Below are 20205 nucleotides of genomic sequence, written 5' to 3' on the forward strand. Positions count from 1 at the left end.
GAGGAACATACAAGCCATGCTTGACTGCCTTTCGCACATGGCCTGATGAGTCGAGCATGGCTCGACTCCACAGAGGGCTTCCCTTCGAGCGCCGTCCGTGATCCTCTTGGGCAATATCGGGATCAAGGCATTGCCATGGAATTCAGGGTATTACCTGCCGACGCACCGGCACGGCAGCAATTGGCCCAGTGGTACCACGCGGAATGGGGCCAGGACGCCGGCCTGTCGCTGGAACAGGAACTGCAGCGGCTCAATCCGCCGCAGGACGCCGGAGGTTTCCCGCACCTGATTGCCGCCTTCGATGGAGACCAGTTGGTTGGTGCCGTGCAGCTCAAGCGCAGAGAGATGCAGGCATTCCCGCAGTATGAGCACTGGCTGGGCAGCGTGTTCGTGGCCGATAGCCATCGGGGCCGCGGGCTGGCCAGTGGGCTGGTCGAGCAGGCAGCGGCGCAGGCGGTTCGGATGGGCGTTTCCGAGTTGTATCTACAGACCGAAGCGCTGGATGGCGGCCTGTACGCTCGGCTGGGCTGGAAGCCGCTGCAGGAAGCCGACAACCGCAGCTATCGCGTGCTGGTGATGGTGCGCAGGTTGGCCGCATGAGCGCATCCACATCGCGCCATCCCCGCTCGGCCCTGATCTTCCTGATCGCGGCGATCGTTGCCGCGCTGGTGTCCATGCCCCTGCTGCGCGCGGTGGGCATGGTGCTGTGGCCGGTGTTCGTCATTGCCTGGCTGATCAACCTGGGCGCGGCCTGGCATCTGGCCCAGTGGGCACGCCAGCAGGGCCGTTCGGCGTGGGCGTTCGGGTTGCCGGCAGCATTCGGCACCGTCGCCTCGATCGTGGTCTATGTGCTGCTGGCATTGCTGGGGCCGAAGGCCGCGGTGCACTGAATTTTCGCGGCTGCCGTAGACAATGTGCCGAGCATGGCTCGCCACTACAGTAGGGCCAAGCCAAACAGCAAGGCCGAGCCAAGCCCGCACGTGTTGCGTGGAACGCCGGCGCACAGGCCGGCGCCACGTTGCCTCACATCGTCACCTTGCGCCGGTTGTCGTCGCTCACCCGGTCGATCAGCTTGTTATACGGATCGAAGCCCGCTTCATCCGGCTTTTCATCCACGGTCACCGTGATCTTCGGATCGGCGCTGGTGATGTGATGACGCTGCAGGTACAGCACTCTCTGGTCGCGTTCCTTGCCTGAAGGCCCGTTGGCGAACACGCCGATCTCGATCCAGTCATCCATCTTCCCGTCGCTTTCCTGGCCCTTGCCGTCGGCATATTGCTTGGCAGCATGCAGGTCCAGGGTCACGTCGTAGCGGCCGTCATCGCGCTTGCGGGCGCTGGCGACCATCACCCGGTTGTCGTAGAAACTGATCTTCTCGAACAGGTCGGTAACCAGCGGCTGGCGGTCGGCCGGGGTCTCGGCGCGGATGTAGGCCAGCAATTCGCGCGAGGTGGTGTAGGGCGGTTGCTGGTAACCCTTGTCCTGCAGGAAACGCTTCAATGCCCGGTTAAGCGCCTGCTCGCCGATCTCCTCGCGCAGCCGGTAGAACACCAGCGAACCCTTCTGGTAGTGGATGTACTGCTGGTTCTCCACACGTTCCAGCGGCTGTTCCTCGATGGCCTCGCCACCACGCCCGGACAGGTAGCCGTCCAGTTCGCGCTTGAGGAACTGGCGCATGTGCTGGCGGCCGTACTCCTGCTCCATCACCATCAGTGCCGAATACTGCGAAAGCGATTCGGACAGCACCGTCGCGCCCTGCACGTTGGCACCGATCACCTGGTGCGCCCACCACTGGTGTGCGATCTCGTGCGCGGTCACATAGAACACGTAGTCCACCTTGTCCGGGTCACGCAGGTCGGCGATGAAACCGATGGCCTCGGAGTAGGGGATGGTGTTGGCGAACGACTGCGCGAAGCGCGCATAGCCCGGGAACTCGATGATGCGCACCTGGCGATGCTGGTACGGGGTGAAGTTCGCCTCGTAGTAGGCCAGCGATTTCTGCACCGCCTCGATCATCCGGTCCACGTTGTAGCCGTGCGCCGGGTCGAAGTAGACCTCGATCGGGATGTCCTTGTACTTTGCCTTGCGCACCTCCCAGCGCGCCGACAGATAGGCGTAGAAGTTCAGCATCGGCCGGTCCATGGCATAGCTGAAGCAGCGCCGGCCATTGACCGTGCTCTCATGCTGCAGATAGCCCGGGGCCAGCGCCACCTGGTCTGGTGCCGTGCAGATCGTGGTGCGGAAGTCGAGCCAGTCGGCATCGTTGGAGATGTACGTGTTGGCACGCGCGGCTTCGTCTTCCAGCTTGGGCATGCGCCGCGGCTCACCCAGGTCGCGCTTGCGCCGCTCGTTGCGGTCGGTGATCTCCGCGCCCTCGTTGTAGCCGAACGACGGCAGTACGCGGCTGTTGAAGAAGGTGCCGTTGTCGACGATGTTGCTTGGTGCCTGGCCGGCGGTGATGCCGTTGGGCTTCTGCACCACCCGGAAATGTACGCTGCGGGTTTCACCCGGTTGCAGCGGTTTCTGCAGGCGGTAGATGCGGTAGCCGAGATCGGCGTCATGCATCGAAAGTGTCTGCCCACCCAGGTCGACCGCGATCAGCTGCTTGTCATCGCCCATCGAGACGTGCACGTCCTGGATCGGCGTGGCGTGGGTGTTGCGTACCGTCCAGTTCGCATCGATCACCATCGACTGCGATTCGGGGGACAGGTCCACGCGGTTGTCCACCGCCACGATGCGGGGCTGCGGCAGGTTGCGGTACTTCGACAGCTCGCGCTCGTAGCGGGCCTGCAGGTCCAGCTGCTGGTCCGGAGAAAGGAACTCGTTGCGGATGTTGGTGCTCCAGTACAGCCAGCCGCCCACGCCGACGAACGCCAGCGCGGCCACCGCGGCGAAGGCGCCGGTCGGGCCGCGCAGGCGACGGCCGGCCAGGGCCAGGCGCTGGCGCAGGCCCTGGCTGACACCTCGTACCCAGAAGGCCGACGCCAGGCACATCAAGGTCAGCAGGAACAGGGCCCAGTAGCCCTGGAATGCCAGCTGCCCGGTCAGGAAGTGGCCGTAGCCGTTCATGTCCGAATAGGGTGCGTTGGGCCAGCTGCCGAAGTTGTACAGGTTCTGCGTGTAGTCGAGCATGCCCAGCACACCCTGACCGATCATCACCACGATCAGCAATGCGTAACCGACGAACTTGTTGTTGGTGAGCACCTGCAGCACCAGCGCCAGGCCCCCCATGAGGATGTAGACCACCGAATCCAGCGCCAGGCTGCGCAGGTACAGCAGCGGCTCCAGATGCGTGTAACCCTTGGCCAGCTGCACGCCCATCGCCGCCAGCGCGCCGGCGGCCTGGAAACAGACGATCACGGCCAGCAGTGCGGTGAACTTGGCCAGCAGCGGCACCCAGTTCGGCACCGGCATGGCATCGGTCACTTCATTGATGCGCGCGCTGCGTTCCTTCCAGACCAGCTCACCGGCGAAGAACAACACGATGATCACCAGCAGCCAGCTGAAGGCGCCCTGCAGCCCCATGATCATCTGCGAGGTGACCGGCCAGATCGAGGTGCCGTACAGGGTCTGCCGGAACAGCGCGCTGGGCAGGAAGTTGGCCAGGCCCAGTATCAGCAGCACGATGAACGGCACGCTGCGCAGGACGCCGCGTGTATCGAAGCGGACCTGGCGCAGGAACTGCTGCCACGCGGTGGTGGCAGTGAACGCCGGTACCACGCGCGGCAGTGTCGCGCGGCTGGGGCGGATGCCGGCGGCATCGGCAACCGGCTGCGCCGGCCTGCGGCCCCAGCGCCGACGGCCACTGCCGCTGCGTTCGGTGCGGAACAGCGCGAAGGTGGCGGCGAACAGTACGGCAGCCACACCCAACCACAGGGCGCGGTTGGCCAGCAGGTAACCGGCCAGCTCGGGAATCCCGTTGTTGCGCTCGGCGGTGGACCAGTAGCGGATCGTGCGGCCCAGTGCGCGCATGCCCAGCGGTTCGCTCAGCACCGCGATCCACGTGTTGTCGATGTCGCGCAGCAGGGCCGCGCTGGCGCCATACAGCACCAGGTAGGCCACCAGGCCGATGTAGACCCACAGGATCGAGCGGGTCAGCGCCGCCAGCAGCGACAGCAGCGCGGTGGTGAACAACAGGTTGGGAATGACGATGACTGCGAACGTCCACGCATAGCCCTGCCAGCTGATCGGGCCCATGCGTTCGGGATCGACCCACGGCATGAATGGTGCCAGCCATAGGCCGAACGCGATCAGCACGTAGACCAGCAGGCCTGCCGCCAGGGCGGCGGCGATGCGCCCGGCCAGGTAGTCGCGGCGTTTCACCGGGCTGGCGAAGATCAGTTCAGCGGTACCGAGTTCGAAGTCACGCAACAGCGCGTTGCTGACGAACAGCGCGGTGACCAGCATGCCGAGCAGGGTGAAGATGCCCAGCATCTGTGCGATCACGGTGGGCGCGTTGCTGTGCACGTTGCCGGCGCCACCGCCGATCTGCACCGCGTCGCTGGACGCGGCGGCGAAGGCAAGCAGGGCGAACAGCCCGGCCAGCAGCCACAGCAGCGGGGAGCGCAGCTGCTCGCGCAGCTCGAAGCGGAAGAAGTTGAGGATCATGGCGTGCTCCGCTCAGGCTGCCGCGCGGGCACGGGCCTGCAGGCGCAGGCGCTGGAAGTACACGTCCTCGAGGTCGGGGGCTACGGCGGCGAAGCCGTCGCCGGGGTCATTGGCGCTGTGTACGTGAATCACCGGGCGACCACCGACCAGGCGGGTGGACAGCACCACGTAGCGTGCCTCGTGGTCGGCCAGTTCCGAAGGATCGACCTGCTTGCGCCAGACCTGGTGCTGCAGGGCGTCGATCGCTTCGCTGGGGCGGCCGGTCAGCAGCACCTGGCCCTTGTTCATGATCGCCATCGTCGGGCACAGATCGGTCACGTCTTCGACGATGTGGGTGGACAGGATCACCGCCACGTTCTCGCCGATGGCCGCCAGCAGGTTGAGGAAGCGGTTGCGTTCTTCCGGGTCGAGGCCGGCGGTGGGCTCATCGACGATCACCAGCCGCGGGTCTCCCAGCAGCGCCTGGGCGATGCCGAAGCGCTGGCGCATGCCGCCGGAGTAGGTGCCGAGCTTGCGCTTGCGCGCGTCCCACAGGTTCACCTGCTGCAGCAGTCCATCGACCACCTCGCGGCGCTGCGCGCGCTGGGTCAGGCCCTTGAGCACCGCGAAATGTTCCAGCAGGTCCAGCGCGCTGACCTTCGGGTACACGCCGAAATCCTGCGGCAGGTAGCCCAGCCGACGGCGCACCGCGTCCTTGTCGCGCAGTACGTCGATCGGCGCCTCGCCTGGAATGGTGAGGGTGGCCGTGCCGCTGTCGGCTTCCTGCAGGGTGGACAGCGTGCGCATCAGCGACGACTTGCCGGCGCCGTTCGGACCGAGCAGGCCGAACATGCCGCGCGGGATGTCCAGGGTGACGTTGTTGAGGGCATGCACGCCGTTGGCGTACGTCTTGGACAGCGAATCGATCTTCAGCATGCGACGTACACCTTTCCATGGGCGATGTCTGCGCGTTATCCGCGCATCGGCTTCCGTGCGCATCCGCCGTTGGTCATGGGGGGAGAATTCCGCCGTCGCACGTTGAGGCGTGGCGGGAGGTCTGGTGGCGCTTACCGGCGCAGCGACGATTCCCGCACCACCAGCTTCACCGGGATGCTCTGGCCCTCCACCGGTTGCCGGCCGATCAGCGTCAGCAGGCGCTCCACCAGCAGCTGGCCGGCCTGCTTGGTGTCCTGCTGCACCGTGGTCAGCGCCGGAGACACCGAGGCCGCCAGCGGGATGTCGTCGAAGCCGGTCACCGCCACGTCCTGCGGCACCCGTAGCCCGGCCTCGCGCAGGGCGCGCATCGCACCGATGGCGATCAGGTCGCTGGCGGCGCAGATCGCATCGATCGGTTCGCCGCGCGCCAGCAGCGCCTGGCAGGCCTCCTGGCCGGAAGCCTCGGTGGTGATCGCATCGTGCTGCAGCGCCGGTTCGGCGGCCAGGCCGTGGTCCTGCAGGGCCGCGACATGGCCGCGGTAGCGCTCCTGGAATTCGGGGTAATGGCTGGAGGCATGGCCGAGGAAGGCGATGCGGCGGCAGCCCTGCTGCAGCAGGTGGGTGGTGATGTCATGCCCGCCCTGGAAGTTGTCGCTGCCGATCGAGACACCGGGCTGGCCGGGCAGGGCGGCGCCCCAGCGCACGAAGTGCGTGCCCTGTTCGACCAGCCGCTGCAGGCGGTCGCGCGATTCGTGGTAGTCGCCGTAGCCGAGCAGGATGATGCCGTCGGCCTTGTTGCTGTCCTCGTAATCGGCCTGCCAGTCGGTGGACAGTTGCTGGAACGAGACCAGCAGGTCCTGCCCGTGCAGCGCGCAGGCGCGGGTGATCGAGCCCAGCATCGAATGGAAGAACGGGTTGATCAGCGAGTCGTCGTTGGTCGGGTCCTCGAAGAACAGCAGGGCCAGGGTGCCGGCGTTGCGCAGGCGCAGGCTGGAGGCGTTCTTGTCGACCTTGTAGTTCAGCTCGCGGGCGATGCGCAGGATGCGCTCGCGGGTCTCGGCATTGACCATCGGGCTGCCCCGCAGGGCCCGCGACACGGTGGGCTGGGAGACCCCGGCCAAGTGGGCGATGTCCAGGGAGGTGGCTTTGCCTTTGATCGTCATGGGCGCGCGGAAGGGGCTGGGGAAAAGGTGCCTGGGCATGATGCCATGGGGGGGCTGCAGGCAGTCCCGCCCGATGCTGCTTGTGGTCAAGGTCGCAGGCATGCGACGGTCAGTGCCACAGCCTGATGGAGCCAAGCGGTGTCTTTTCGCCTGTACCCGGATGTTCCGGATGATTTCGAGGCGCGGATCCGTATCCTCGCGCCGGAGGAGGGCGGGCGACGCAGCCCGGCCCGGAACGGTATCCGCTGGGACTTCGCCTACGCCGCTGTCGCCGGGGCGCCAGAGCTGTTCATGATCTGGCCCGACTTCCGGCACGCCGAGGGCGACAGCTGGGCGACCGAGCTGCCGCTGCCGGTGGGCGAGCCCCTGCTGGCCGGCCTGACCGTGGTCAATGAGGTGCTCAGGGCGGGGCTGCACCGGGAGCGTATCCGGCCCGGCGTGCGCTTCCACTGCCATGAAGGGCCAAGGGTGGTGGCGGTGGGGGAGGTCACACGGGTCACCGGCTTGCTGCTGGATCGCCCCCTGCTTCGTTGAGGTCGGTTCCGACCCGGATCGGCCGGATTCCCGACGGGCCGGGGGCGAAGGGAATGGTAAGATGCATCGTTCCGATATCCCCCATTCGCAACCGTGGGAGGTCCAGCGTATCGGCACCCCGTCGGGTGTGCTATCACTGGTCCAGCCCCGGACAACGGAAGAATCCATCTATGGCGCGCGGCATCAACAAAGTCATCCTGGTCGGCAATCTCGGCAACGACCCGGACGTGAAGTACACCCAGAGCGGCATGGCGATCACCCGCATCAGCCTGGCCACCACCAGCGTCCGCAAGGACAAGGATGGCAACCAGCAGGAACGTACCGAATGGCACCGCGTGGTGTTCTTCGGCAAGCTCGGCGAGATCGCCGGCGAGTACCTGCGCAAGGGCAGCTCGGTCTACGTCGAAGGCAGCCTGCGCTACGACAAGTACACCGGCCAGGACGGCGTTGAGAAGTACTCCACCGACATCGTTGCAGATGAAATGCAGATGCTGGGCGGCCGCGGTGAAGGCGGCGGCGGTGGCAACTACGGCGGCGATCGCCCGCAGCGTCAGCAGGCGCCGCGCCAGGAGTACGGCGGCGGTGGCGGTGGTCAGCGTGGCGGCCAGGGCGGTGGCTATGGCAACCAGGGCGGCAACCAGGGCGGCGGTTACGGCAACCAGGGTGGCAACCAGCGCCCGCAGCCGCAGCAGGCTCCGCCGATGGACGACTTCGCTGACGACGATATTCCGTTCTAAGCGCACCTTCGGTGCATCCCGACAAGGGCTCCTGGCATGCCTGCCTGGGGCCCTTGTCGTTTTTGAGGCCCTGCCGGGATCCTGTTGTCCGACGGCCGCCGATGCGGACGTTCCTCGATGTTGTCACCGATTGCAGAACACGCCCTGGTCCAGCAGGCAATCAATGAACGCCCCCAGCAGGGCGGGGCGATGCCGCCTGTTCGGGTAGTAGAGAAAAAGCCCGGGGCGCGAGACCGACCAATCCGCCAGTACCCGCACCAGCAATCCCTGGGCCAGCAGTTCCCCCACGCGATCCTGCTCGAAGTGATAGGCGATTCCAAGGCCGGCCAGTGCCGCCGCAATCCCGACGTCAGCGTGATTGGTGACGACAGGACCGTCCACGGCGACCTCCAGGTGGCGGCCTCGCTTCTTGAACTCCCATCGGTACTGCCTGCCGTCACTCTGCAGCCGCCAGTTGATGCATGCATGGTCCTGCAGTTCCGTTGGAGATCGCGGCGTTCCACGGCGTGCGACGTAATCCGGTGACGCCACGGCGACCATGTTCAGGTCGGGAGTGAGGCGGATGGCCACCATGTCCTTCTCGAGCTGCCCGCCCACACGGATGCCTGCATCAAACCGCCCACTGACGATGTCGCTGAGCGCGTCGTCGACCACGATGTCGACAACGACATCAGGGTAGGCCTGGTGGAAGCGGGCAAGCCGCGGGGCAATCAGTGTTCTCGCGGCGATGCCCAGCGTATTGATGCGCAGCGTCCCATTCACCCGCCCGGTCGCCTCGCGGGTTTCAGCGACCGCTACGGCCAACTCCTCGAACAGCGGCGCTATGCGCGCGTACAGTCGCCCGCCACTTGCTGATGGCGCGACGCTTCGGGTCGTGCGATTGAGCAGGCGGGTGCCGAGGCGGCCTTCCAGTTGGCGGATGGTCTGGCTCAGCGCCGAGGGCGATACCCCCAGATGTTCCGCAGCCCGCGCGAAGCTCTGGCGTTCCACCACCGCCACGAAAGCCTTCAGTTCAGTGAACTCGGATCCGCGCATTAGGTAGACTTTTCGACATAACCCATTCGGATTATAGGGCATTCACTTAACTGGCCTGCGTGCACATCCTGAGCGCCTCACCACTGCAGGAGCCCAGCAATGAATGCACTGACCCTCCCAGAGCCCATTGCCGCGTACTTCGCGGCCGAGCATGACCCCGAAGCCCTCGGGCGTTGCTTCACCACCCAGGCGATCCTCAAGGACGACGGGCGCACGCTCACCGGCGTCAACGCGATCAAGGCCTTCCTGGCCGAGGCATCGGCCAAGTACCGTGCTACCAGCGTGCCATGCGCCATCGCGCGGCAGGAACACTGTCACGTTGTCCGCGCCACTGTCAGCGGCAATTTTCCAGGCAGCCCGATCCTGCTGACCTACCGTTTCGAACTGCAACGAGGCCTGATTGCAGCGCTGGAGATCACTGCATGAGCTTCGATCTTCAACTCGGTGGCCTGCGGGCCGTGGTAACCGGCGGCACGTTGGGTGTGGGGGCTGCGGTGGTCAGGACCCTGGCCGAGGCCGGGGTCCGGGTGATGACGTCTGCGCGCAGCTTGCCGGCACGGCCGGTCGAAGGGGTCGCGTACGTGGCAGCCGATCTGTCGACGGCCGAGGGCACCGGCATCTTCGCCCAGGCCGTTCTGCAGGCGTGGGACGGTGCCGACATCCTGATCAATGTGCTTGGGGGATCAAAGACACCAGGCGGCGGCTTCGCGGCGATCAGTGATGCGCATTGGTTTGCCGAGCTGAACCTCAATCTGATGCCGGCGGTTCGTCTGGATCGCGCCTTGCTGCCGGCCATGCTCGCGCAGCGCGCTGGCGTGATCATCCATGTCAGTTCGATCCAGCGCATGCTGCCTCTGCCGGAGTCCACCACCGCGTACGCCGCGGCCAAAGCGGCACTTACGACGTACAGCAAGTCGCTTTCAAGAGAGGTCACCGCCAAGGGCGTGCGCGTGCTGAGCGTTGCGCCGGGCTGGATCGAGACAGAGGCTTCCCGGGAATTTGCAGAACGGATCGCGGCAGAAGCGGGAACCGATTATGAAGGGGGCAAGAGGCTGGTCATGGACTGGCTCGGGGGGATCCCGGTGGGGCGCCCCGCGGCACCGCAGGAGGTGGCCGATCTGATCACGTTCCTGGCGTCTCCCCGGTCTGCCTCGATTTCCGGAACGGAGTATCGGATCGACGGCGGCACGGTCTCGACCCTGTAGCCAACAGGCGTCGTCCCGCTGCCACCGCCCAGAAAGAAAGCCCCGCTCATGCGGGGCTTTCCTTTGTCCGCGATTCCTGCGGAGTTGTGCCCCGCAGCATCAGCTTTCGTGCACCGCGACTTGCAAACAGACAATTTCCTCCCCTATGGTGCAATCGATTGCATTGCAGTGAATCGTTGCGTTTGATACCGGTTGGGAGGCCGGCAGGTGGATGTCCGTCCATTCGATCAGACCGGCCCCGGCGACGGGGCTCACGCGGCGCGATGCGCTGCGCATCGCAGTTGCCGGCAGCATTGGCCTGGGGGCCGCGACAATCGCGGGCACGCTGCCCGCATTCGCCGCCACCGCGCCGCTCAAAGGCAACCTGAAGCACTCCGTCGCCCGCTGGACCTTCCCGCAGCTGTCCGTCACCCAGCTCTGCGCGACGGTGAAGGACATCGGCTTCGCCGCGATCGACCTGGTCGGCCCGGAAGACTGGCCGACGTTGAAGGCCCATGGCGTGTACAGCTCGATGTGCAACGGCGCGGAGCTGGGCCTGACCAAGGGCTTTGCCGGGCGCCAGTTCCATGACCAGTTGGTGGAGCGCTACACGCGGCACATCGATCTGGTCGCCGATGCCGGCTATCGAAACCTCATCTGCTTTTCCGGCAACCGCAACGGCATGGACCCCGCCGAAGGCATGGCCAATGCCGAGGCTGGCCTCAAGCGCGTCCTCGGGCATGCCGAGAAGCGCGGCGTGGTGCTGGTGATGGAGCTGCTCAACTCCAGGGTCGATCACCACGACTACCTGTGCGACCACTCGGCCTGGGGCTTGGAGCTGTGCCAGCGGCTGGGCTCGGACAACTTCGGCCTGCTCTACGACATCTACCACATGCAGATCATGGAAGGCGACATCATCGCCACCATTGGAAAACACCACGCCTGCTTCAAGCATTACCACACCGCAGGCGTGCCAGGCCGGAACGAGATCGGAGACCAGCAGGAGCTTCACTATCCGGCCATCTGTCGCGCGATCCGCGATACCGGTTTCGAGGGGTATCTGGCGCAGGAGTTTACGCCTGCAGCGCCCGATCCCGTTGCCTCATTGCGCGAGGCGATCCGCCTCTGCGACGTCTGAAACGATATCCACCCAGGTGAGAAACCCATGGCAGATAATCACTACGACGCCATTGTTGTTGGCTCGGGAATCAGTGGCGGTTGGGCGGCGAAGGAGCTGACCGAAAAGGGCCTGAAGGTCCTGATGCTGGAACGCGGTCGCAACATCGAGCACGTCAAGGACTACGTCAACGCGATGAAGGAGGCGTGGGATTTCCCGCACCGCAACCGTCCAACGCAGGCCATGAAGGCCGAGTTCCCGGTGCTGATGCGTGACTACGGCCTGGCCGAGAACCTGGAAGGGATGTGGGCCAATGAGCAGGAATCGCCCTACATCGAGACCAAGCGCTTCGACTGGTTCCGTGGTTACCACGTGGGTGGTCGCTCGCTGATGTGGGGCCGGCAGAGCTATCGTTTCTCCGATCTGGATTTCGAGGCGAACCTCAAGGATGGGATCGCTGCTGACTGGCCGATCCGCTACGCCGACATCGCGCCGTGGTACGACCATGTGGAAAAGTTCGCCGGCATCGCCGGCACGCGCGAAGGACTGGACGTGCTGCCGGACGGTGAGTTCCTGCCGCCGATTCCCTTGAACATCGTTGAGAAGGATGTGGCCGCGCGTATCAAGAAGGCCTTCGGCGGAACGCGCCACATGATCCACTCGCGCACCGCCAACATCACCAAGCCGATGCCCGAGCAGGGGCGCGTCAACTGCCAGTACCGCAACAAGTGCATCCTGGGCTGTCCCTTCGGTGCCTACTTCTCGACCCAGGCGGCGACGCTGCCAGCGGCGATGAAGACCGGCAACCTGACCTTGCGTCCGTTCTCGATCGTCAAGGAAGTGCTCTATGACAAGGATCGCAAGCGTGCGCGTGGCGTGGAGGTCATCGACGCCGAAACCGGCCAGACCTACCAGTACACCGCCAAGGTGATCTTCCTCAATGCGTCGTCGTTCAACTCGACGTGGCTGCTGATGAATTCGGCGACCGATGTATGGGACGGCGGGCTGGGCTCTTCGTCCGGTGAGTTGGGGCACAACGTGATGGATCATCATTTCGGTGCGGGTGCCTCGGGCCGGGTCGAGGGCTACGAAGACAAGTACTACTTCGGCCGCCGTCCCTGCGGTTTCTACATTCCGCGCTTCCGCAACGTCGCAGCCGACAAGCGTGGCTACCTGCGCGGGTTCGGCTACCAGGGCGGTGCCAGCCGAAACGGCTGGTCGCGCGAGATCGCCGAGCTGAACATCGGCGCCGACCTGAAGGAAGCGCTGACCGTGCCGGGTGACTGGCGCATCGGCATGACCGGGTTCGGTGAAATGCTGCCGCACCACGACAATACAATCCGCCTGGACCACGACCGCAAGGACAAGTGGGGGCTGCCGGTGCTGGCGATGGACGTTGCCATGCGTGCCAACGAACTGGCGATGCGCAAGGACATGGCCGCCGATGCTGCCGAGATGCTGGAGGCGGCCGGCGTCAAGGACGTGAAGATGCACGACAACGACTATGCCCCGGGCAAGGGCATCCACGAGATGGGGACCGCGCGCATGGGACGTGATCGCAAGAGCTCGGTACTGAACCAGCACAACCAGGTCTGGGATGCTCCCAACGTCTATGTGACCGACGGTGCCTGCATGACCTCCAGCGCCTGCGTGAATCCCTCGCTGACCTACATGGCGCTGACCGCGCGCGCGGCCGACCACGCGGTACGCGAACTGAAAGCGGGGAACCTCTGATGGATCGTCGCGAACTGCTGAAGATGATCGTCGCCGCCACCGGCGCGGCCATGGTTGGATTGCCTGCGCTTGTGCAGGGGCAGGCACCGGCGGGCGCCACGAAGATCCATTTCTCCGATGCCGATGTCGGCACGCTGGACGAGATCGCCGAGACCGTCCTGCCGCGGACCCGGACACCTGGTGCGAAGGACGCCGGTGCCGGGTTGTTCATGGCGACATTCGTCAGCGATTGCTACACCGCCCGGCAGCAGGCGGCGTTTCGCGCCGGCCTGGCCGACATCGACAAACGCGCAGGTGGCCGCTTCGTATCGCTCACACCGGAAGCCCGCGCCGGGTTGCTGCGAACGCTGGACGCTGAAGCGAAGGCACGCCCTGCCGACGTGACCGAGACCGGCACACCAGAAGGGGGCGAGGCGATGCCGCACTACTTCACGATGCTCAAGCAGTTGGCCATCTTCGGCTTCTTCACCTCCAAGGTCGGCGCGACAGGGGTGCTGCAGTACGTCGCGGTGCCGGGCCGTTACGACGGCGACCTTGCCTATGTTCCCGGCACGCCGGCGTGGGGAACCAGCTGATGGACGATATTCTGATGATCCGCTCTCTGTTGATGGCCACCGGCCTGCTGGCCGCAGTACCTGCCTTCGCGCAGAACGGTGCCGACGCTGCGCGTGACCCGAAGAAGACCGAGGTGTGGACGCCGGTGCCTGCAGTCGTGGAAACGCCCGCGGGCAAAGCGCCGTCCGACGCCATCGTGCTGTTCGATGGCAAGGATGTCTCGGCGTGGGAGGCAGAGCAGGGCGGGCGCGTGCCCTGGACCGTCGCCGATGGTGCGATGACCGTGGTGCCGGGCAGCAAAGGCATCCGCACCCGACAGCGCTTCTGCGATGTCCAGGTGCATGTCGAATGGCGTACCCCCACCGAGACGAAGGGCTTCGACGGCCAGAACCGCGGCAACAGCGGTATCTTCCTGCAGGAACTGTATGAACTGCAGGTGCTCGACAGTTACAACAACCCGACGTATGCCAACGGCCAGGCGGGTTCGATCTACAAGCAGGCCATGCCACGGGTGAACGCCTCGCGCGCACCGGGCCAGTGGCAGGTTTACGACATCATCTGGAAGGCGCCGCGGTTCTCGCAGGGCGGCGGCCTGACGTCGCCCGCGCGCATCACCGTGCTGCATAACGGCGTGCTGGTCCAGGACGACACCGTGCTGGCAGGCAAGACCGAGTACATCGGTGCGCCTTCGTACGCGCCCCATGCGTGCGCGCCGCTCTATCTGCAGGAGCATGACTCCAAGGTCAGCTACCGCAACATCTGGGTGCGCGAACTGTAGCGCCCACCCGCTATTTCGCCAGGTAGCTGGCGATGTCATCGATTTCCTGTTGCGAAAGCTGCGGGAAGGGCGGCATCAATCCGCCGCCCTTCCTGATCTTGTCCTTGATCTGCGCCGGCTGCAGTCGTTTGCTGATGTCGGTGAGCGCGGGAAACGCGCCCGGCATGCCAGCGCGATCGGCACCGTGGCAGGCCGTGCAGTTTGCGCTGTAGAGCTTCGCACCGGCCGCAGGATCGTCCTTGCACCAGGCCTTGGTCGCAAGCATCGCGCCGCACAGGACCGCGGTCAGGGTGAAGCTCAATTTCAGGCGAGTGTTCAAGCGAGGCTCCTTCGCATCAGCGCGGTGCGCGAGCAGGTTGGTCGATGGCCAGGTGTTCACGCAGGTAGTCCGCGCCGGTCTGGATGACCTTGGCCGGGTTGCGCGGCTGGTCGTGCTCGATGATGTACCAGTGCACGCCCGCGGCGGCCGCGGCTGGCAGGATCGCGTTCCAGTCCAGTACGCCCTGGCCGACGGCGGCGAATCCGCCTTCGTCTTCAGCCTGGCCCTTGGGCGCATTGTCCTTGGCGTGCACCGCGAACACGCGATCACGGAATTTTCCCAGCATCACGGCCGGGTCCAGGCCCGCACGTGCGACCCAGGCCAGGTCCAGCTCGGTCTGCAGGTCGGGGCCGGCCGCTGCGAACAGCAGCTCCAGTCCGGTGCTGCCATCGAAGTCGACCAGCTCGAAGTCGTGGTTGTGATAGGCCAGGCGCATGCCCTTGGCTCGTACCTGTTTCGCGATCCTGCCCAGCTCCTGGCCCAGTGCGGTCCAGCCCGCGGCGTCTGTCGGCCGATCCTTCGCATCCAGGTACGGCACCACCAGCGTGGTGTTGCCGATCGACCGGTTGAACGTCACCACGCCGTCCAGATCATTGCGCAGCTCGGCCAGCGGCACATGCGACGAAACCGCCTTGATCGAATACCGGTCCAGCAGCCGCTTGAGCTCCGCAGCGCTGGCGTTCTGCGTGCCGACCGTCTCCACTGCGTGCACACCGGCGTCGTGGACGATCTTCAGCTGCTGGTCGAGCGACCCGGCGTTGCGCAGGGTATACATCTGCACCGCGATCGGTTTCTGCGTGCTGGCGGCTTCGTCCGCGAAAGCGGGCAGGGTGGCGAACAGCAGGATGAGACTCGCACTTCTACGGAAAAGAGCTTTCATCAACAGATCCTCCCGGGATTCAACCGATGGTGGTCCAGGCACGCGACCTGGCCGATGCAATGACACGGTCAACGATCTGCGCCGAGCGCAGGCCGTCCTCGAAGGTCGGCAGGCCCTGCGGCCGCTCGCCTTCAATGGCGCGATAGGTGTCGGCGACAAACGCCTCGAAACACTGGGCGTAGCCCTGTGCATGCCCGGCCGGCAGCACGGAAAGGCGGCGCTGATCGTCACTGCCGGCACCGGGGCCGCGTACGAAGATCTTCTCGCGCTGGTCGGGCAGGCCGATCCACAGTCGTTCGGCATCCTCCTGGTTGAAGGCCACACTGGCCTTGGCGCCATCGATCTCGAACCAGAGGCGGTTGTGGCGTCCGGCCGAGACCTGGCTGACCGTCAATGACGCCAGCGTGCCGGCGTCGGTCCTGAACATCGCCGCAGCCACGTCTTCGCTCGTGACGGCCTGCATCGCGCTGGCGGCCGTTGGCGTGCTGAAGCTCTGCCCGCTGACGGCGCCGCGCTCGGCGATTACCGTGGAGAACGCCGCGCTGACCTCGGCGAAACGCTCGCCGCTGATCCATTCCACCAGGTCGCACCAGTGCGAACCAATGTCGGCGAACACGCGCGAAGTGCCCCCCAACGCGGGGTCCACGCGCCAGTTGTTGCTGGCCGGGTCCAGCAGCCAGTCCTGCAGGTAGCTGCCGTGGATCAGGTGCAACGGCCCCAGATCGCCCTGGGCGATGCGTGCGCGCGCCTCGCGGACCACGGGGTGGTAGCGGTAGACGAAGGGTACCGTGGCCACAAGGCCGCGCGAGGCCGCCAGCGCAGCCAACGCCTGTGCATCTTCCAGCGAGGTGGCCAGCGGCTTCTCGCAGATCACGTGCTTGCCGGCTTCCAGCGCAGCCTGGGCCATCGCGCGGTGCAGGTGATTGGGCGTGCAGACGTGCACGACCTGCACCTGCGGGTCGGTGATCACCTCCTCGATATCCCGATAGGCACGCGCGACATTCCAGGACTGCGCCGCCTCATGTGAACGCTGCGGTGACGAGGCGGCCACGCCGCGTACCTCGGCACCCGCCAGCAGTGCCGCACGACGATGCACTGCGCCGATCATGCCGGCGCCGACGATGGCGATTCCAAGCTTGGGCATCGACTGGGATCCTCAGGGCGTGGAGGGCGCGGCCGTGGCCGCCGGCCGGTCGCGGAACAGCAGCAGGAAGGCGACCAGCACCGCCAGTGCAACGCCTGCCGGGAACAGCCAGATCTGCTGCCAGTCGGGGCCGGCCGCAGTGGTGAAGTGCTCCACCACCGCGCCGGACAGGAAGGTGCCGATCAGCATGCCTACGCCGTAGGTGGCCAGGGTGATGAACCCCTGCGCGCTGCTGCGCGCGGCGGGGCCGGCATGTGCATCGGTGTAGATCTGACCGGTGACGAAGAAGAAGTCGTAGCAGATGCCGTGCAGCACGATGCCGATCACCAGCAGGGAGAAACCGCCGCCCGCATCGCCGAAGGCGAACATGGCGTAGCGCACCACCCAGGCGGCCATGCCCACCGCCAGCATCGTCTTCACCCCCAGCCGGACGAACAGGAACGGCATGGCCAGCATCAGCAGCACTTCGGAGACCTGGCCCAGCGACTGCAGGCCCGCAGCGCCGCGCACGCCCAGGTCGTTGAGGTACGGATTGGTGAAGTTGTAGTAGAACGACAGTGGGATGCAGATGGCGATGGAGGCCAGGAAGAACACCAGATAGGCGCGCGACTTCAGCAGCCGCAGCGAATCCAGCCCGAGGATCTGCCCGAGGCCGGCATCGCGCTGCTGCGCCAGCGGCGGCGTGTGCGGCAGGGTGAAGGCATACAGGCCCAGCAGCAGTGATGCCAGCGCCGCCATCCGGAACGTCAGTTCAAGCCGATGCGCCTGTTCCCAGCCCAGCCAGCCGATCAGCACACCGGCCACGATCCAGCCGACGCTGCCGGCCACGCGCACCAGCGGGAACTGCTTCTCCGGCGACTGCATGTGCCGCATCGCCACGCTGTTGGCCAGTGCCAGCGTCGGCATGAACAGCAGCATGTAGCCCATCACGCAGGCGGAGAACGTGCTGAAGCTGTCTGCTGTGGAGGCCAGCCACAGCAGCACCGCACCGGCCAGGTGCAGCACCGCCAGGATGCGCTGCGCGGCGAAGTAGCGATCCGCGATCAGGCCGACCAGGAACGGCGCGACGATGGCGCCGATGGACTGGCTGAGGAATGCCGTTGCCACCTGGCTCGCGCTGGCCTGCAGCGGGCCCTGCACCAGATAGGTACCCAGGGTGACGAACCACGCCCCCCAGATGAAGAACTGTAGAAACATCATCGCGCCCAAGCGCGACATGGCGTGCGTCATGGCTTGCCCTCCCGGGGCGGTGTCGGCTCAGATTCCCAGCATGCGGTGCAGTGATCCGGCGTCCGTGCCGCTGTCGGCAAAGTCGTCGAAGGCGCGCTCGGTCACGCGGATGATGTGGTCGCGGATGAAGGCGGCGCCCTCGCGTGCGCCGTCTTCCGGGTGCTTCAGGCAGCACTCCCATTCCAGTACCGCCCATCCGGGGAAGTCGTACTGGGCGAACTTGGAGAAGATCGCCTTGAAGTCGATCTGGCCGTCGCCGAGTGAACGGAACCGGCCCGGGCGATCGATCCAGTCCTGGTAGCCGCCATACACGCCACTGCAGGCGCTGGCGCGGTACTCCGCGTCCTTGACGTGGAAGATGCCGATGCGCGCGTGGTAGCGATCGATGAACCCCAGATAGTCCATCTGCTGCAGCAGCAGGTGGCTGGGGTCGTACAGGATCTTCGCGCGCGGGTGGTGATCGACCACGTCGAGGAAGCATTCGAAGGTCGCACCGTCGTGCAGGTCCTCCCCCGGGTGGATCTCGAAGCACAGGTCCACGCCGCAGGCGTCATACGCATCGAGGATGGGACGCCAGCGGCGGCCGAGTTCGGCGAAGGCTTCTTCCACCAGGCCGGGCGGGCGCTGCGGCCAGGGATAGAAGTAGGGCCAGGCCAGTGCGCCGGAGAAGGTGGCGTGTGCGGTCAGTCCCAGCCGCTGGCTGGCCTTGGCTGCCAGCAGCAGCTGCTCCACTGCCCAGGCCTGGCGCGCGGACGGGTCGCCGCGCTTTTCCGGCGGTGCGAATCCGTCGAACAGGCTGTCATAGGCGGGATGGACGGCGACCAGCTGCCCCTGCAGGTGGGTGGACAGTTCGGTGATCTGTACGCCATGCCCGGCCAGCATGCCGGCAAGGTCGTCGCAGTACGCCTGGCTGCGTGCGGCCTCGGCCAGGTCGAACAGGTGGGGCGCGCTGGTCGGCACTTGTACGCCAGAATAGCCCAGGCCTGCGGCCCAGCCGGCCAGCGTGTCCAGCCGATCAAAAGGAGCTGTGTCGCCGATGAACTGCGCCAGGAACAGCGCTGGACCCTTGAGCGTCTTCAACGTGATTCGCCCTCGATGCAATCGATTGCATTATCCTAGCAGGGGCTCACGCAGGACCTGTTGTGCAGTGCACAGCGGGCAGGAGATCTAACGCCATGGCCACCATCTACGACATCGCAAAGCACGTCGGCGTCTCCGCAGGCACAGTGTCGCGGGCGCTTTCGCGGCCGGACAAAGTCCTGCCGGCGACCCGCGCGCGTATCGAGCAGGCTGCCGCCGCGCTGGGCTATGTGCCCAACACGGTGGCCCGCACGCTCAAGACCCAGCGCAGCGGCAAGATCCTGGTCACCGTCCCGGACATCGCCAATCCGTTCTTCGCCCAGATCCTGCAGGGTGCGGAGGACGCCGCGCAGGCCGTTGGCTACGCGGTCCTGCTGGGGGACACCCAGCATCAACCGGATCGCGAGGAGCGCTATGCGCAGATGCTCCGGCGCAACGAGGCCGACGGCATGATCGTGCTGGGGCATCGCCTGCCACCGACGGCGCGTGACATCGTCGAACAGCGGGGTGCCGCCGCGCCGGTGGTCAACGGCTGCGAGTTCGATCCTTCGCTGGGCATCCCCAGCATCCACATCGACAATGCCGCCGCCGCGCGCGCGGTGATGGAACACCTGTATGGGCTGGGACACGAACGCATTGCGGTGGTCGGTGGCCCCCCCGACAATCCGCTGCACCAGCAACGGCTGGAAGGGGTGCGGGCGGCCGGCAAGGCGCGTGGACGCCTGCGCCAGCTGAACATCGTGCCGGGTGACTTTTCGGTGGAGTCCGGCCATGCCGCCGCGATGGCGATGTTGGCCGCCGCGCCTGTACCGACTGCGGTCTTCTGTTTCAGCGACCAGATGGCGCTGGGCACCCTGGCGGCCTGTCGGGAGCTGGGCATCCGCGTGCCGGAGGATCTGTCCATCGTCGGCTTTGACGACCTGGCCTCCTCGCGCTACCTCACGCCGCCGCTGACGACGATCAGACAGCCGATGCGGGAGATTGGTGAGCGCGCGGTCAACCTGCTGCTTGCCATCATCGAACACGTGGATGTGCCGCTGCAGCAGACGCTGGATTTCAGCCTGATGCTGCGGGGCTCGACGGCTGCACCCAGGGCCGGGTGAGGGCAGGACAGAGCGCGCTGCCTCACTGATTGTCGCCAGATGGCTTCTGCAACCTTGATCCCGAATTGACGCAGAGCTGTCAGACTCAC

Annotated in this window: 20 protein-coding genes; 11 read left to right on the forward strand and 9 right to left on the reverse strand. The window is 65.9% G+C overall.

The window, feature by feature from the left end; translation table 11 throughout:
• Window positions 1-135: 135 nt before the first annotated feature.
• Both ARC63_RS04650 and ARC63_RS04655 read left to right on the forward strand, forming a co-directional pair.
• A complete protein-coding gene (locus ARC63_RS04650; protein WP_057502646.1) occupies window positions 136-600 on the forward strand; it encodes a GNAT family N-acetyltransferase in 465 nt (154 codons plus the stop codon).
• Entirely contained in the window at window positions 597-890 is a 294-nt protein-coding gene (locus tag ARC63_RS04655; RefSeq protein WP_057502647.1) for a hypothetical protein, read from the forward strand. The genes ARC63_RS04650 and ARC63_RS04655 overlap by 4 nt, the downstream gene beginning before the upstream one ends.
• A 133-nt stretch (window positions 891-1023) precedes the next feature.
• Here the strand turns inward: ARC63_RS04655 and ARC63_RS04660 are convergent, their stop codons facing one another.
• From ARC63_RS04660 to ARC63_RS04670, 3 genes are all read right to left on the reverse strand, one after another.
• Window positions 1024-4608: an ABC transporter permease/M1 family aminopeptidase gene (locus ARC63_RS04660; protein WP_057502648.1), complete on the reverse strand. Its 3585-nt coding sequence runs from the start codon at window positions 4606-4608 to the stop codon at window positions 1024-1026.
• Between the two features lie 12 nt (window positions 4609-4620).
• Window positions 4621-5523, reverse strand: a complete 903-nt coding sequence (locus ARC63_RS04665) for an ABC transporter ATP-binding protein (RefSeq protein WP_057502649.1) — start codon at window positions 5521-5523, stop codon at window positions 4621-4623.
• A gap of 131 nt (window positions 5524-5654) precedes the next feature.
• On the reverse strand, window positions 5655-6686 hold the full coding sequence (locus ARC63_RS04670; protein ID WP_010483499.1) for a LacI family DNA-binding transcriptional regulator: 1032 nt from the start codon (window positions 6684-6686) through the stop codon (window positions 5655-5657).
• A 138-nt stretch (window positions 6687-6824) separates the two neighbouring features.
• On the opposite strand from ARC63_RS04670, the gene ARC63_RS04675 reads away from it, so the two are divergent.
• Both ARC63_RS04675 and ARC63_RS04680 read left to right on the forward strand, forming a co-directional pair.
• Window positions 6825-7220 (forward strand): hypothetical protein, encoded by a 396-nt coding sequence (locus ARC63_RS04675; protein WP_057502650.1) that lies wholly within the window; start codon window positions 6825-6827, stop codon window positions 7218-7220.
• Between the two features lie 170 nt (window positions 7221-7390).
• Entirely contained in the window at window positions 7391-7957 is a 567-nt protein-coding gene (locus ARC63_RS04680) for a single-stranded DNA-binding protein (RefSeq protein ID WP_057502651.1), read from the forward strand.
• 123 nt (window positions 7958-8080) lie between these two features.
• Here ARC63_RS04680 and ARC63_RS04685 read toward each other — a convergent pair whose 3' ends face one another.
• Entirely contained in the window at window positions 8081-9034 is a 954-nt protein-coding gene (locus ARC63_RS04685) for a LysR family transcriptional regulator (protein WP_231298580.1), read from the reverse strand.
• Window positions 9035-9091: 57 nt separating this feature from the next.
• On the opposite strand from ARC63_RS04685, the gene ARC63_RS04690 reads away from it, so the two are divergent.
• The 6 genes from ARC63_RS04690 to ARC63_RS04715 all read left to right on the forward strand — a co-directional run bounded on the left by ARC63_RS04690 (window position 9092) and on the right by ARC63_RS04715 (window position 14360).
• Window positions 9092-9418: a nuclear transport factor 2 family protein gene (locus tag ARC63_RS04690; RefSeq protein WP_057502653.1), complete on the forward strand. Its 327-nt coding sequence runs from the start codon at window positions 9092-9094 to the stop codon at window positions 9416-9418.
• The gene (locus ARC63_RS04695; RefSeq protein WP_057502654.1) at window positions 9415-10197 is read left to right on the forward strand and encodes an SDR family oxidoreductase; all 783 of its coding nucleotides are present in this window, start codon (window positions 9415-9417) and stop codon (window positions 10195-10197) included. The genes ARC63_RS04690 and ARC63_RS04695 overlap by 4 nt, the downstream gene beginning before the upstream one ends.
• Window positions 10198-10408: 211 nt before the next feature.
• Window positions 10409-11314 carry a hydroxypyruvate isomerase family protein gene (locus tag ARC63_RS04700; RefSeq protein WP_057502655.1) on the forward strand — a complete coding sequence of 302 codons (906 nt, stop codon included), beginning with the start codon at window positions 10409-10411 and terminating at the stop codon, window positions 11312-11314.
• Between the two features lie 27 nt (window positions 11315-11341).
• Window positions 11342-13027 (forward strand): GMC oxidoreductase, encoded by a 1686-nt coding sequence (locus ARC63_RS04705; protein WP_057502656.1) that lies wholly within the window; start codon window positions 11342-11344, stop codon window positions 13025-13027.
• On the forward strand, window positions 13027-13602 hold the full coding sequence (locus ARC63_RS04710) for a gluconate 2-dehydrogenase subunit 3 family protein (RefSeq protein ID WP_057502657.1): 576 nt from the start codon (window positions 13027-13029) through the stop codon (window positions 13600-13602). Before ARC63_RS04705 ends, ARC63_RS04710 begins: the two co-directional genes overlap by 1 nt.
• Window positions 13602-14360: a 3-keto-disaccharide hydrolase gene (locus tag ARC63_RS04715; protein WP_043396888.1), complete on the forward strand. Its 759-nt coding sequence runs from the start codon at window positions 13602-13604 to the stop codon at window positions 14358-14360. Before ARC63_RS04710 ends, ARC63_RS04715 begins: the two co-directional genes overlap by 1 nt.
• 10 nt (window positions 14361-14370) lie before the next feature.
• Here the strand turns inward: ARC63_RS04715 and ARC63_RS04720 are convergent, their stop codons facing one another.
• The 5 genes from ARC63_RS04720 to ARC63_RS04740 form a co-directional block, all read right to left on the reverse strand.
• On the reverse strand, window positions 14371-14625 hold the full coding sequence (locus ARC63_RS04720) for a c-type cytochrome (RefSeq protein WP_049455691.1): 255 nt from the start codon (window positions 14623-14625) through the stop codon (window positions 14371-14373).
• A gap of 70 nt (window positions 14626-14695) precedes the next feature.
• On the reverse strand, window positions 14696-15559 hold the full coding sequence (locus ARC63_RS04725) for a sugar phosphate isomerase/epimerase family protein (protein ID WP_010483479.1): 864 nt from the start codon (window positions 15557-15559) through the stop codon (window positions 14696-14698).
• Window positions 15560-15578: 19 nt separating this feature from the next.
• Window positions 15579-16703, reverse strand: a complete 1125-nt coding sequence (locus ARC63_RS04730; protein ID WP_057502658.1) for a Gfo/Idh/MocA family protein — start codon at window positions 16701-16703, stop codon at window positions 15579-15581.
• A gap of 12 nt (window positions 16704-16715) precedes the next feature.
• Window positions 16716-17933 (reverse strand): MFS transporter, encoded by a 1218-nt coding sequence (locus ARC63_RS04735; RefSeq protein ID WP_057502659.1) that lies wholly within the window; start codon window positions 17931-17933, stop codon window positions 16716-16718.
• A gap of 27 nt (window positions 17934-17960) precedes the next feature.
• Complete coding sequence (locus ARC63_RS04740; protein ID WP_057502660.1) at window positions 17961-19013, reverse strand: sugar phosphate isomerase/epimerase family protein; 1053 nt, start codon at window positions 19011-19013, stop codon at window positions 17961-17963.
• A gap of 95 nt (window positions 19014-19108) precedes the next feature.
• On the opposite strand from ARC63_RS04740, the gene ARC63_RS04745 reads away from it, so the two are divergent.
• Window positions 19109-20116, forward strand: coding sequence for a LacI family DNA-binding transcriptional regulator (locus tag ARC63_RS04745; protein ID WP_057502661.1), 1008 nt, complete (start codon window positions 19109-19111; stop codon window positions 20114-20116).
• The last annotated feature ends 89 nt before the right edge of the window (window positions 20117-20205 follow it).

This window comes from Stenotrophomonas geniculata ATCC 19374 = JCM 13324, assembly GCF_001431625.1.
GTDB lineage: Bacteria > Pseudomonadota > Gammaproteobacteria > Xanthomonadales > Xanthomonadaceae > Stenotrophomonas > Stenotrophomonas geniculata.